We start from the raw sequence: 12,575 nt of genomic DNA, 5'->3' as shown, positions 1-12,575 counted from the left end.
CTCAGGCGCTGCAGGTGGCGGAGGTGGCGGCGTCGGTCGTGGCCGAGCCGGTGCGGGCCGTGGTCGCGGCGTGCAGCCGGCCGGCGACGCTGCGGGCCACGCGGGCCCACGTGCCGGGACGGCAGCACGCGGCCAGGCGCTGCAGGGAGCGGGCCCCGACGGTGCGCTCGTGCTGGGCGCGGCGCTCGGCGACCACCTCGGTGGACTGGACAGGGTTCACAGGGACCTCCTCGAGAGAACTGGTTCGACGAACATCTAAACACCGATTCGACGAACGTCAAAGCAAATTTCGAGATTTCTCGAAGAACTCCCATCGAGCCCGTAGCCTGGGCGCATGACCTCGGTACCCGCCCTCGCCACCTGCTGCGCACCCGCCGCGACGGACGTCGACGACGAGGCGGCGACGGAGCTGGCGCGGACCTTCAAGGCCCTCGCCGACCCGGCGCGGGTGAAGATCCTCTCGATGCTGCTGCGCAGCGACGAGCTGTGCGCGTGCGACGTCTCCGGGGCCATCGGCAAGACCGCGGCCACCACGAGCCACCACCTCAAGCTGCTCAAGGACGCCGGCCTGGTCACCGGGGAGCGACGCGGTACCTGGGTCTACTACTCGCTCGTGCCGGAGCGACTGGCCGCGGTCGCCGACGCCCTGCGGCTGCGCGACGTGCGCGCGCCCTGACCGCCTCCCGCCAGGGCAGGCGCACGCGCCGGCCCCCGCCGGAGGGCGACCGGCCAGAGGACCGGTGCGCCGTCCTCAGCGGTCGCCGGTGACGTCCTCGCGCTCGCCGGGCAGGGAGTCGCCGCGCTCCGGCCCCGCGGCGTCGACGCGCTGCGGACCGCCCTCGGCCTCCGTCGCCCGGCCGTCCTCGCGGTCGTCGTCCCCCGCGGCAGGGTTGGCCGCCCGGGCCTCCTCCGCGGCGTCCTTCGCCTGGTCCAGGCTCTCCCGGGACCTCTCCAGCGGCTCCTCGCTCACCGGTGCTCCTCCGCTCTCGCCGTCACGGCCCGGTCGGGCCCACCGGCCGGACCGGCCGACCGGTGCCCTCACCCTGCACCGCGCGCGCCGACCCCGCCATCGGTGGACCGGGCACGGACCCACCACAACGCGGCGCCGACCACCAGCACCGCCCCCCCGGCCAGCACGGAGCTCGCGGGCAGGCTCAGCGCCACGGCGAGGCAGCCCACCAGCCCCACCACGGGGACCACCCGGTCGCCGTCCAGCCGCAGCGCCGAGGCGTTGGCCACCGCGTAGTACACGAGCACCGCGACGGAGGAGAAGCCGATCGCGTCCCGGACGTCGGCGAGCAGCACGACCACGACGACGACCAGCGCCACCGCCAGCTCCGCGTGGTGGGGGACGGCGTGCCGGGGGTGGACGGCCGCCAGCGTGCGCGGCAGGTGACCGTCGCGGGCCATCGCCAGGGTCGTGCGGGAGACGCCGAGCTGCAGGGACAGCAGGGAGCCGGCCGCGGCGACCACCGCCCCCACGCGGACGGCGGGTTCGAGCCACGTGGCCCACGTCGAGCGCGAGACCGCCTCGGCGACCGGCGTCGAGGTCGAGGCCACACCGTCGGGGCCGAGCGCGTGCAGGACCGCCAGGGCCACCAGGGCGTACGTGACGAGCGTGGCCCCCAGGGCCACCGGGACCGCCCGCGGGATGGTCCGCGCCGGGGCCCGGACCTCCTCCCCGAGGGTGGCCAGCCGGGCGTACCCGGCGAAGGCGAAGAAGAGGAAGCCGGCGCCCTGGAGCACCCCGAGCGGGCCCGGGGTGGGCCCGCGCACGGCTCCGCCGGCTGCCCCGCCGGCGTCCCCGACGCCCGGGGCGCTCGTCGCGACGGCGACCACGACGGCCGCCAGCACGACGAGCACCACCGCCACGACCACGCGCGTCACGGCCACACTGCGCTGCACGCCCAGGTAGTTCACGACCGTCAGGGCGACGACCGTCGCCACGGCCACCCACGTCGCCTGCTCGGGCCAGGCGTACCAGCCGACCGTCAGCGCCATCGCCGCGCAGCTCGCCGTCTTGCCGACGACGAAGCCCCAGCCGGCCAGGTACCCCCAGAACGGGCCGAGGCGCTCGCGGCCGTAGACGTACGTGCCCCCTGACTGCGGGTGACGGGCGGCCAGGCGCGCGGACGACGTGGCGTTGCAGTACGCGACCACGGCGGCCACGGCGAGGGAGACCAGGAGCAGGCCGCCGGCCGCGCCGGCCGCGGGCGCGAACGCCGCGAACACGCCGGCGCCCAGCATCGCCCCGAGGCCGACCATGACGGCGTCCCCGAGGCCCAGACGCCGGGCCAGAGCCGGTTGCTGCACCGCGCCAGGGTGCCAGGCCCGCGCTCAGCCGGTGCGCTGCGCGAGCTCCACGACCAGCGCCGACTCCAGCGCACGGAGGTCGACCTCGGTCGTGGCGCGCCGCTGCACCGCGGCCAGCACCTCCCCGGCCGGGACGTGCGGGTTGGCGGCGATCAGCCGCTCGGTCAGGTCGAGGAGCACGATCGTGCGGTGGGTCGCGTCGACGGCCTGACCGGCCGCGGTGTCGCTCGCCCCGGGCTCGGTGTCCGGCGGCAGCTGCTGGATCGTCACGGCTCTCCCTGGTCGCGCCCGCGGGTCGACTGCCTGACCCGGCGACACCGTACGTCGTGACGAGCGTCAGCGCTAGGTCTGACCACCGTTCGGGTGCGCGATGACCGCGCCGCGACCGGTCAGCGCTCGACGTACTCGGCGCGCAGGTTCTGCAGCCGCACCTGGCCACGGGCGACGAGCCGCTCCTGCTCGTCGCGCACCTCCACCTGCCACAGCTGCTGCAGCCGGCCCCGGTGCAGCGGCGTGGCGGTCGCGCGCAGCGTCCCGGTCGTCACCGCCCGCAGGAAGTCCGTCTGGTTGCTGACGCCCACGACCTTGCCCGCCTCGCCCAGCCACAACGCCCCGGCGACGCTCGCGGCGGTCTCCACCACCGCGCAGTGCACGCCGCCGTGGACGATGCCGTAGGGCTGGTGGTGGCGCGCGTCGGCGTCCAGCTCCAGCACGACCCGGTCGCCGGCGGCCTCGACGGTCCGCAGCCCCAGCAGCTCGACCAGGCCACCGCCCAGCGCGTTCGTCGTGTCGCTCGTCACGTCGTCACCCTAGCCAGGTGCGTGCCCGCCACCCGGTCCACGGCTCCGGCGCGCGTGCTCGCGCCCGCCGGGGTAGGAGTTCGGGGTGACGACGAACGAGCCGGCCGACCGGCTGCGACGAGCGGCCGCCGACGTCTTCGGCTGGGACGACCTGCGCCCCGGGCTGCTGCGGGCGATGACGGCGGTCCTGCAGGGCAGGGACACCCTCGCGGTGATGCCCACCGGGCACGGCAAGTCGGCCGTCTACCAGGTCACCGGCACCCTGCTCGACGGGCCGACGGTCGTCGTCTCGCCGCTCATCGCCCTGCAGCGGGACCAGGCCGCCGGCATCGAGGAGCACCCGCGGGCCGGAGGAGCGGTGACGGTCAGCTCGGCGCTGTCCCGCCGGGCGACGGAGGAGGCCTGGGACGCCGTGGGCTCGGGTCGGGCCCGGTTCCTGCTGCTGGCGCCGGAGCAGCTGGCCCGGCCCGACGTGCTGCGCCGCGTGCGGGACCTGCGCCCGGCGCTGCTCGTGGTCGACGAGGCCCACTGCCTGTCCGGGTGGGGCCACGACTTCCGCCCCGACTACCTGCGGCTCGGGGACGTCGTCGACGCCCTCGGGCACCCGACGGTGCTCGGCCTGACCGCCACGGCCGCGCCCCCGGTCCGCGAGGAGGTGGTGCAGCGGCTGCGGATGCGCGACCCCCTCGTGGTCGTGCACGGCTTCGACCGCCCCGAGATCGACCTGGCCGTCGTCCGGCACACCGAGCGCGCCGACCAGCAGCGCGCCGTGGTCGACGACGCGGCGGCCGTCGAGGGGCGCGTGCTCGTCTACGCCGGTACGCGCAAGGACACCGAGCGGCTGGCCGCCGACGTCGCCGGCCGGGGACGGCGCGCCGCCGCCTACCACGCCGGCCTGCGCGCGGCCGACCGCACCGACGTCCAGGAGCGGTTCGGGAGCGGCGACCTGGACGTCGTGGTGGCGACCAGCGCGTTCGGGATGGGCGTCGACGTCCCCGACGTGCGCGCCGTCGTGCACGCCGCCGCGCCGGGCTCCCTGGACGCCTACTACCAGGAGGTCGGCCGTGCCGCGCGGGACGGCGAGCCGGCCCGCGCCGTGCTGCACTACCGGCCCGAGGACCTCGCGGTCCGCAGGTTCCAGGCGCTGCGCGACCCCGACGCCGACGAGCTGGCGGGCGTCGTCCGGGCCCTGCAGCGCGACGGCGACGCCGGACGGCGCGTCCGCGCCACCGCGCTCGCCCGCCGCCTCGACCTGCCCGCGCGGCGCCTGACGGGCCTGGTCAACCTGCTCGAGCAGGCCGCGGCCGTCGACGTCACCGCACGCGGCGTCCGGGCCCGCCGGGGGGTCGACGCCGACGAGGCAGCAGCGAGCGCGCGCGAGCTCGCGCAGGCCCGGGTCCGGGTGGACCGGACCAGGGTGGAGATGGTGCGGTCGTTCGCCGAGACCACCGGGTGCCGGCGCCAGCTGCTGCTCGGCTACTTCGGGGAGGAGCTGCCCGACCTGTGCGGGGCCTGCGACACCTGCCGCTCGGGCCGCGCGGGCGAGCACCGGGAGCAGGTCGAGGCCGACCTCGTCGCCGGTGCCGCCGGGTCCTTCCCGCCGCGCACCCGGGTGCGGCACCGCGAGTGGGGGCCGGGCGTCGTGATGAGCCACGAGGGGGACCGGTTCACCGTGCTCTTCGACGCCGAGGGGTACCGGACCCTCGCCGCCGGGCTCGTCGCGGACTCCGACGTCCTGGTCGCCGAGCCCGGCTGACCGGCGTCCCGGCGCCACCGCAGCCGTCGCCCTGCCGTCGCCCAGCGGTCGCTCAGCCGTCGTGCCCGTCGGCACCCGTCACGGCGCCGGCCGGCCAGCCGCGGGTGTCGGCGGGGTCCTCCGGGTCACGGGGACGCTGGAGCAGGCCGACCCGCCCGGCGAGCTCGGCCGCCTCGGCGCGGTTGGCCACCCCGAGGGTGCGCAGCAGGGTCGCGGTCATCCGCTTCGCCGTCCGCTCGGAGACGTGCAGCTCGGCGGCGACCTGGGCCGTGGTGCGGCCCTCGGCGATCCGTCGCCACAGGTGCCGCTCCGCGCCGCCCACCCCGGGTGGCTGCGGTCGTGCACCCACCCGCGAGACGCGGCGCAGCAGTGCCGGGGGCAGGACCGCCCACCCGCCCGCGGCGGCCAGCAGCGGCGCCACCAGGTCCTCCGGCTCGACCGACTTCGGCAGGAAGCCGTGCGCACCGGCCTCCAGGGCGGCGGTGGCCAGGTCGAGGTCGTCCGTCCCCGACAGCGCCACCACCCGGCACCGCGGCTCGGTCCGTCGCACCGCGGCGATCGCTCGCAGACCACCCGGCTCCGGCATGAGCAGGTCGACGGCGACCAGGTGCGGCAGGTGACGATGGGCCAACGCCCCGGCGGCGCTGGCGTCCGCGGTGGTGGCGACGACCTGGACCCGCCCGCCGGAGACCTCCGGCAGCAGTGTCACCAGCCCGCGCACGAACAGCGGGTGGTCGTCGACCACGACCACCCGGACGTCACCGTCCACCCCGAGCAGGTCCACGCAGGCACCCCCGTGCCGCTTCGTCCCGGTGGGCCACCGCGGCCCGGCCGGACACCGCCCGGCCGGTACCCCACCCGGCGACGGGCATGCCGTCACCTCGACGGGGAACACCGGGGTGACGACCTCGGAGGCAACGTGAACCACCCAGCGACCCCGGCAGCCGCCCAACCCGCGACGGCACCCGCCCCGTCCGTCCTCGCCCGGGTCGCCGAGCACGAGCTCCTCGGGCCGTTGCGCGTGCAGCGCAGGCTCCTGCACACCCTGCGCGAGAGGCACCGGCGCGTCCCCGGACCACCGGTCTGGCCGGTGGCCGGCGGTCACCCCCAGGCCGACCCCGCGGACGACGTCGGGCCGGACCTCGACGGTGACCTCGACCTGGCGATCGCCTGCGCCGACGACGTCCTGGGGGTGCTCGACCTCGTCGTGGCGCTCGCGTCGGGTCGCCGCGACCCGGAGCCCTGCCCGGTCGACGAGGTCCTGGTTCGCGCCTGCCGGCCGTGGGCGCTCGTCCCGCACGTCACCCGACCGGCGGCACGGACCACCGTGGACGGCCGCCGGCTGCTCGCCGTCGTCCGCAACCTCGTCGCCAACGCCAGCCAGCACGCCCTCGAACCGGGTCCCGTGCGCGTGCGGGCGACGTTGCTCCGCGGTCGGGTGCAGGTGCGCGTGCACCAGCCGGGACGCCTACCCGACGTGGTGCCCCACGCCCTGGCTCGACGCGAGCCGCCGGCCGGACCCCGCGGCCTGGGGCTGTGGCTGGTGCACCGCCTGGTGGACGACATGTTCGGGTCCGTCGTCGCCCGACAGGACCCCGACCGGACGACGTGGTCCGTGCGCGTCCAGGTGCCGGCGTGCCAGCTCCCGGGCGACGAGCAGGGCGGTCAGGACGAACGCGGCGGCCACCGGGCCCCGAGCCGGTTGCACGGCGACGGCCGACACGGCCAGCACGTACGTGGCGAGCAGGACGCCGTGCAGCGCCCGTGCGCGTGAGGTGAGCACGAGGGACCTCCAGGGACGGCGGGGACGGAGTGGTCAGAGCACGAGCAGCGCCAGCGAACCCACGGCCAGTGCGGGAACCGTGGTGATCACCGAGGCGGTGGCCGCGGTACGGCGGTCGAGGGCGAGGAGCGGCAGCAGCGCGTCGCCGTCCTGCGCGACGGCGTTCGCCAGGAGCGCCGGGGCCCCGGCGGCACCGGCGAGGTAGGCGCTGGTGAACGCGATCTGCATGCCGCAGCCGGGCACCAGGCCGACGAGGGCGCCGACCAGCACCCCGGCTGCGCCGGCCAGCGGCAGCGCCTCCAGCGGGAGCCCGACGGTGTTATCGAGCAGGGACAGCGCGACGTAGGCGACCGCCACCCAGACGACGACGAACGCGGTCTCGGAGGCGGCGTGCCGCAGCCCGGTCGGCAGGTCCGCGGTCCAGCACCCGGCGTCCTCGCCGGCGTCGTCGGCGAACCGGCCGCGCCCGCGGACGAAGATCGCGACGCACAGGCAGGTGCCGAGGGCACCGACCACGAGCGGCACGTCCACCGAGCCCCCGGCGCCCAGGAGGGCGGGGTCCAGGAGCCGGAAGGAGACGGGGACGCCGACACCCGCGCCGGCCCCGGCCACGAGCCAGAACGCGAGGGCCACCGGACCGACGCCGTGCAGGACGCGGGTGCGCGTGCGGTCGAGCCCTGACCGCGGAGTCGGGAGCGGGGACGTCGGCGGGCGCACCTGGCCGGGCACCGGCGGGGTCGCCGCCGACCGGTCACCGGACCGTCCGCGACGGGGGTCGATGCCGAGGGCGTCGACCGCGAACCCGGTGACCAGCCCGGTCACCAGCAGGACGACGTGCACGGCCACCGCGGTGCCGGGCGAGCCGGCCAGGAGCACCCAGGACGAGTCACCCATGGTGGCGGTGAGCGCCGCGACGACGGTGCCGAACGAGACGTTGCCGCTGACGTACAGCGGCACGACGAGCACGGCGCCGCCGCACCCCGGGGAGACCCCGAGCAGCGCGCCCACGACCGGGCCGCGGCGGCGGTACCGGTGCAGGGCGTCCTGCAGCCGCTGCCCGTGCCGCCACCGCAGCCACGCGGCGGCGGCGGCGAACAGCGCGACGTACACGCCGACGTCCAGGAAGGCGGCGGACAGCGGCTGCAGGACGACCTCGTCGACCACGGGAAGCTCCTCACGAACCGTCGGACCGGACGGGCCGGCTCAGGTCAGGGCGTCCTTGGCCTTCTGCAGCAGCGTCTGCGGGTCGGCCGGCGGCGTCCCGTACAGCCGCGGGTCGCCCGGGGGCAGCGTCGGGCGCTCGCCGTGCGCGGTGATCGGCCCGAAGGTCAGGTCACCGCGACCGTCGGCGCCCGGACCGCTGGCCCAGCGGCCGTCGGTGGCCTGCGGTCCGTCCGAGGCGACGAGGAACGTGCGCGCGAACTCCTCGTGCTCCTCCTCGAGGTCGAAGGCCTCGGGGACCGGGACGCCGTCGAGGCCGTCCGCCTGGATCTCCTCGATCGCCGCGAGCCACTGCATCTGGTGGTAGTGGTCACGCGTGATGAGGAACCGGAGCATGTCCTTGACGCCCGGGTCGTCGGTCATGTGGAAGAGCCGGGAGACCTGGAGCCTGCCCTGCATCTCCGCCGTGGCGTTGTAGTGGAAGTCGGCCAGCAGGTTGCCGCTGGCCGTGACGTACGCCCCCGACCACGGCACGCCGTTGCTGTCGTGCGGGTACGCGCCGCCACCGTTGACGATGGTGTGCTGCGGGTTGGACGCCCCGTACGTCGCGGCCAGACCCTTCGTGTTGTCGGCCTCGTCGACGCTGAGCGGGGAGGCGTTGAGGAGCCGGTCGACCATCGTGGCGATCATCTCGACGTGGGCGAGCTCCTCCGTCCCGATGGACAGCAGCATGTCCTTGTACTTGCCGGGCAGCCGGCAGTTCCAGCCCTGGTAGAGGTACTGCAGGGCGACGGTCATCTCGCCCCACTTGCCGCCGAGCACCTCCTGGAGCCGGCGGGCGAACGCGGGGTCGGGACCGTCGGGCTTGGCCTCGAACTGCAGGTCGTGGACGTGGGTGAACATCGGTGTCCTCCGGTGGTTCGGTCGGTGCCGCCGCCGTCCTGCGGCGTCACCCCCCACCGTTCCCACCCACGACGTCCCCGCGGGGCCGGGCCGTGGCCCCCGGGGGCCAGCCCAGCCGTCGAGCCGTCGACCGGGTCCGAGCCGTCGACCGGACCTGAGCCGCGGACCGGTCCTCAGCCCTGTGTGGAGCCCTCAGGTCGCGCGGGGCGGTCCACGGCGTCACCACCGGCGTGCCGGGCCGCGGGCGGCGGCCCGGGCTTGACCGCCAGCGGCACGGCCGCCGCGCCGCGCCGTCGCGCCCCGACCCCGAGGTCCCCGGACCGCAGCGCCGGGTGCCCCTCCACGACCTGGCGGGCGACGTCGCGCAGCTTGACGTTCGCGTCCTGGGAGTAGCGGCGCAGCACCGCGAACGCCATGTCCGGGGTCAGGCCGTGCCGCTCCATGAGGATGCCCTGCGCGAGGCCGATGCCGTGTCGCGAGGTCATCGCCGTGCGCAGCCCGTCCGCCTCGCGGCTGGCGGCCAGCGCCAGGGCCGCGTGGACGGCGAACACCTGGGCGACCTCCACGTCGGCGGCGTCGAAGGCGTCGGCCGACCGCGCGTACAGGTTGAGCGCGCCGATGGTGCCCTCGGGAGCCGCCAGGCGGACGGTCAGCATGCTCCCGAGGCCGAGCTCGACCGCGCGGGGCGCCCAGCGTGGCCAGCGCCGGTCGACGGTGAGGTCCTGGGCGACGTATGCCGTGTGCTCGCGGATCGCGTCCAGGCAGGGCCCCTCGTCGAGCTCGTACTGCGCGCTGTCCGCCCGCGCGACGACCGGGTCGGTGCACGCGGGGGTCTCCACGGCTCCCTGCCCGACGCGCAGGGAGACCCCCGCCGCGTCGCAGCCGTCGACGGTGCGCGCCGCCAGCCGCACCACCTGCTCGAGGGTGTGCTCGACCTCGCGCGCCGAGGACATCTCCTGGGCGAGCCGGGCGAACGTCTCGGGCGAGAGCGGTTCCGTCATGCGTGCGGCACCTCGATCGGGGACGGGACGCGGGGGGCGCCCCGGGGCAGGTACCCGGTGAACCCTACGCTTCCGGCGGGCAGCGGGCTCGGCGCTGCTCTAGCGTGTGCGGGCCAGCACCTCGCGGACACCGGCCACCAGGGAGCAGACGTCATCGCACTCCAGCAGGGCCCGCCGCCGCACCGGCTGACGGAGCCACGCCGCACGTGGGACCTGCCCGGTCTCACCAGCCTGGCACGGGTGCGCCACGGACTGACGGAGGTCGTCACCGCCGGGGGGGTGCCCCGGCGCGACGGCTGGCCGCAGGACGTCGTCGGGCGGTTGGAGCTCGTGACCACCGAGCTCGGCGCCAACGCGCTGCGGCACGCGCAGGGGCCCGTCGCGGTGGAGGTCGCCCGCACGGACGGCGGCTGGCTCGTCCGTGCGAGCGACGGTCGCCCGCACGTGCCCCCGCACCTGCCCGACCCGCGTCCGCCGGGCCACGGAGGGCACGGGCTGGAGGTCGTGCGGCGGCTGTCCGTCGAGGTCGGCTGGTACGTCGACGGCGCGGCCAAGCACGTGTGGGCCGTGGTCCGGGACGACACGACCACCTTGCCGCTGGACGGCGACGCGCCCGCCCCGCCGCCCGACGGCGCCGACCCGGCCTGACCTGAGCCCGCTCGACCGGAGCCCGCCGCCTCGTCCCGGCGGGCTGCTCAGGCGTCGTCGGGACGCCGGGTCAGCACGCCGTGGATCCGGGCCCGCACGGCGTCCGGCAGCAGCCCGGCCGCGGCGACCTGCGCCTTGTTCAACGCGGTCCGGGCGGCGCCCGACCCGGGGGTGACCTGGCCGCGGCCGGCGAGCAGCGCGTCCAACCCGGCCAGGGCGACGTCCTCGGGGTCGTCCTTGGGGCCCTCGGCGGCGCGCGTGCCCTGCATCCCCGCCCGGTCGAAGAACGCCGTGTCCGTCGGGCCGGGCAGGAGGGTGGTGACGACGACGCCCCGGTCGTCGAGCTCCTCGCGCAGCGCCCGTCCGAACGACTGCACGAACGACTTCGACGCCGCGTACGTCGCGTACAGCGGACCGGGCATCGTCGCGGCCACCGAGGCGGTCAGGAGCAGCCGCCCGCCGCCTTCGGCGACCATCCGCAGGACCACGGCCTTGGCGAGCCGGACGGTGCCGGTGACGTTCAGCTCGACCACTCGCAGGTCGTCGGCCAGCGGCACCTCGTCGAACCGGCCGTGGGCCCCCACCCCCGCGTTGAGGCAGGCGACGTCGAGCCGCCGCTCCAGGGCGTCGAGGGAGCGCACGAGCTCCTCGACGCCGTCCGCGGTGGCCAGGTCGCACCGCACGGCGTGCACCACGCCGCCGGCGCCGCCCAGGTCGTCGGGCAGCCGGTGGACGGACTCGTCCTCCGCGGCGGCGAGGACGTCGTGACCGCGGGCCAGGAGCTGGCGCGCCAGCTCCAGGCCGATCCCCGACGAGGCGCCCGTGACGAGGGCCAGGGGGCGGGTCGAGGTGGTCTGCGGTGCGTCGGTCGGCTCGCTCATCATCCGCTCCTCACGTCGTGCCGTGCGTGCTCGTCGCCGGGGTGACGGCGCCCTCGAGGTGCACCGCCTTGAGCACCGTCATCTCGCGCAGCAGGTCCGGGCCGTACCCGGCCCCGCCGCCGCTGTCGCCGCGCGGGTCGGCCGAGCCGCCCGGGGCCCCACCGAAGACGGCGTTCACCTTCACGGTGCCGACGTCCAGCCGGTCGGCCGCCGCCAGCGCCCGGCCCACGTCGGGTGTCAGCACGGTCGCGGCCAGGCCGTACCGGCCGCCGCCGGCCAGGTCGACGGCCTCGGACAGGTCCCGGACCCGCCGCACCGCGGCCACCGGCCCGAACGTCTCCTCCTGCATCACGGGCATGTCGTCGGTGCAGCCGTCGAGGACGGTCGGTGGCCAGAACGCCCCCGGGCGCTCCAGGCGGCGGCCACCGGCCAGGCACCGTGCCCCTGCGGCGACCGCCTGCTCGACGTGGCCGGCGACGACGGCGAGCTGCTCGTCGTCGACGAGCGGGCCGAGGTCCGTCGCCGGGTCGGACGGGTCGCCGACGACCATCGCCCCCGCCCGCTCGACGAGGGCGTCGAGCAGGGCGTCGGCGACGTCCTCGTGCACGTACACCCGCTCCACGGACGTGCACAGCTGGCCGGTGTTCGTGAACGCCCCGACGGCCACCTGCTCGGCGGCCCACACGGGGTCGACGCCGGCGTCGACGAGCAGGGGGTCCTTGCCGCCGTTCTCCAGCAGCACCCGCGCACCCCGGGCACCCGCCACCCGGACGACGGCGCGCCCGGAGGCGGTGCTGCCGACGTGGGCGACGAGCGCCACCCGCGGGTCCGCGACGAGCGCGGCGCCCGTCTCGCCGTCGCCGTTCACGACGTCCAGCACCCCGGGGGGCAGGTGCTCGGCGACGCGGCGCGTCAGCTCCCAGCCCGGCCGGGCGCTGCGCTCCGAGGGCTTGTGGACGACGGTGTTCCCGGTCACCAGCGCCGCGGCCAGCAGGCCGGCCGCGGCGGGGTAGGGGTCGTTCCACGGGGTGATCACGGCGACGACGCCGCGCGGCTCGCGTCGCACGACGTCCACCGCCGTGCCGGCGCCGGCCAACGTGCGACCGGCGTCGGCGAGGCCCGTCACGGCCGCCTCCTCGAGCAGGTCCGCCGCCACCTGGGCCGACTCCGTGGCCTGACCGAGCAGGCGGCCCGTGGTCGAGCACAGCAGGCTGCCGAGGTCGTCGGCCGCCTCGCGCACGGCGGCCGCGGCCGAGCGCAGCGCCGCGGCCCGCTCGGCGGGCGGGGTGGCGCGCCAGGCCGGCCAGGCACGGGTGGCGGCGTCGACGG

15 protein-coding genes are annotated in these 12,575 nt (G+C 76.7%); 4 read left to right on the top strand and 11 right to left on the bottom strand.

Going from position 1 to position 12,575, the window contains the following annotated elements:
- Position 1 precedes the first annotated feature (1 nt).
- The gene (locus ACYVQV_RS10340; protein ID WP_461023204.1) at positions 2 to 220 is read right to left on the bottom strand and encodes a hypothetical protein; all 219 of its coding nucleotides are present in this window, start codon (positions 218 to 220) and stop codon (positions 2 to 4) included.
- A gap of 114 nt (positions 221 to 334) precedes the next feature.
- Here ACYVQV_RS10340 and ACYVQV_RS10335 point away from each other — a divergent pair, with 114 nt between their 5' ends.
- A complete protein-coding gene (locus ACYVQV_RS10335; protein ID WP_461023203.1) occupies positions 335 to 676 on the top strand; it encodes an ArsR/SmtB family transcription factor in 342 nt (113 codons plus the stop codon).
- Positions 677 to 751: 75 nt separating this feature from the next.
- Here ACYVQV_RS10335 and ACYVQV_RS10330 read toward each other — a convergent pair whose 3' ends face one another.
- The 4 genes from ACYVQV_RS10330 to ACYVQV_RS10315 all read right to left on the bottom strand — a co-directional run bounded on the left by ACYVQV_RS10330 (position 752) and on the right by ACYVQV_RS10315 (position 3,113).
- Complete coding sequence (locus ACYVQV_RS10330) at positions 752 to 970, bottom strand: hypothetical protein (protein WP_461023202.1); 219 nt, start codon at positions 968 to 970, stop codon at positions 752 to 754.
- A 68-nt stretch (positions 971 to 1,038) separates the two neighbouring features.
- Positions 1,039 to 2,265 (bottom strand): APC family permease, encoded by a 1,227-nt coding sequence (locus tag ACYVQV_RS10325; protein WP_461023310.1) that lies wholly within the window; start codon positions 2,263 to 2,265, stop codon positions 1,039 to 1,041.
- A gap of 72 nt (positions 2,266 to 2,337) precedes the next feature.
- On the bottom strand, positions 2,338 to 2,583 hold the full coding sequence (locus ACYVQV_RS10320) for a hypothetical protein (protein ID WP_461023201.1): 246 nt from the start codon (positions 2,581 to 2,583) through the stop codon (positions 2,338 to 2,340).
- Positions 2,584 to 2,702: 119 nt separating this feature from the next.
- The gene (locus ACYVQV_RS10315; RefSeq protein WP_461023200.1) at positions 2,703 to 3,113 is read right to left on the bottom strand and encodes a PaaI family thioesterase; all 411 of its coding nucleotides are present in this window, start codon (positions 3,111 to 3,113) and stop codon (positions 2,703 to 2,705) included.
- Positions 3,114 to 3,198: 85 nt separating this feature from the next.
- On the opposite strand from ACYVQV_RS10315, the gene ACYVQV_RS10310 reads away from it, so the two are divergent.
- Positions 3,199 to 4,869, top strand: a complete 1,671-nt coding sequence (locus ACYVQV_RS10310) for a RecQ family ATP-dependent DNA helicase (protein WP_461023199.1) — start codon at positions 3,199 to 3,201, stop codon at positions 4,867 to 4,869.
- 52 nt (positions 4,870 to 4,921) lie between these two features.
- Here the strand turns inward: ACYVQV_RS10310 and ACYVQV_RS10305 are convergent, their stop codons facing one another.
- Positions 4,922 to 5,653 carry a response regulator gene (locus ACYVQV_RS10305; RefSeq protein ID WP_461023198.1) on the bottom strand — a complete coding sequence of 244 codons (732 nt, stop codon included), beginning with the start codon at positions 5,651 to 5,653 and terminating at the stop codon, positions 4,922 to 4,924.
- Positions 5,654 to 5,788: 135 nt separating this feature from the next.
- On the opposite strand from ACYVQV_RS10305, the gene ACYVQV_RS10300 reads away from it, so the two are divergent.
- Positions 5,789 to 6,643 (top strand): ATP-binding protein, encoded by an 855-nt coding sequence (locus ACYVQV_RS10300; RefSeq protein WP_461023197.1) that lies wholly within the window; start codon positions 5,789 to 5,791, stop codon positions 6,641 to 6,643.
- A 42-nt stretch (positions 6,644 to 6,685) separates the two neighbouring features.
- Here ACYVQV_RS10300 and ACYVQV_RS10295 read toward each other — a convergent pair whose 3' ends face one another.
- From ACYVQV_RS10295 to ACYVQV_RS10285, 3 genes are all read right to left on the bottom strand, one after another.
- Positions 6,686 to 7,816, bottom strand: a complete 1,131-nt coding sequence (locus ACYVQV_RS10295) for a putative manganese transporter (protein WP_461023196.1) — start codon at positions 7,814 to 7,816, stop codon at positions 6,686 to 6,688.
- Positions 7,817 to 7,855: 39 nt separating this feature from the next.
- A complete protein-coding gene (locus ACYVQV_RS10290) occupies positions 7,856 to 8,716 on the bottom strand; it encodes a manganese catalase (protein ID WP_461023195.1) in 861 nt (286 codons plus the stop codon).
- 173 nt (positions 8,717 to 8,889) lie between these two features.
- A complete protein-coding gene (locus tag ACYVQV_RS10285; protein WP_461023194.1) occupies positions 8,890 to 9,717 on the bottom strand; it encodes a GAF and ANTAR domain-containing protein in 828 nt (275 codons plus the stop codon).
- 240 nt (positions 9,718 to 9,957) lie between these two features.
- On the opposite strand from ACYVQV_RS10285, the gene ACYVQV_RS10280 reads away from it, so the two are divergent.
- On the top strand, positions 9,958 to 10,365 hold the full coding sequence (locus ACYVQV_RS10280) for an ATP-binding protein (protein WP_461023193.1): 408 nt from the start codon (positions 9,958 to 9,960) through the stop codon (positions 10,363 to 10,365).
- A 47-nt stretch (positions 10,366 to 10,412) separates the two neighbouring features.
- On the opposite strand, the gene ACYVQV_RS10275 is transcribed toward ACYVQV_RS10280, so the two are convergent.
- Positions 10,413 to 11,246, bottom strand: coding sequence for an SDR family NAD(P)-dependent oxidoreductase (locus ACYVQV_RS10275; protein ID WP_461023192.1), 834 nt, complete (start codon positions 11,244 to 11,246; stop codon positions 10,413 to 10,415).
- Between the two features lie 10 nt (positions 11,247 to 11,256).
- A partial coding sequence (locus ACYVQV_RS10270) for an aldehyde dehydrogenase family protein (RefSeq protein WP_461023191.1) occupies positions 11,257 to 12,575 on the bottom strand: 1,319 nt, incomplete at its 5' end.

This window comes from Thalassiella azotivora (assembly GCF_054781695.1).
Note: the sequence above shows the minus strand (reverse complement) of the source record. Positions and strands in the feature narration are given on the sequence as shown.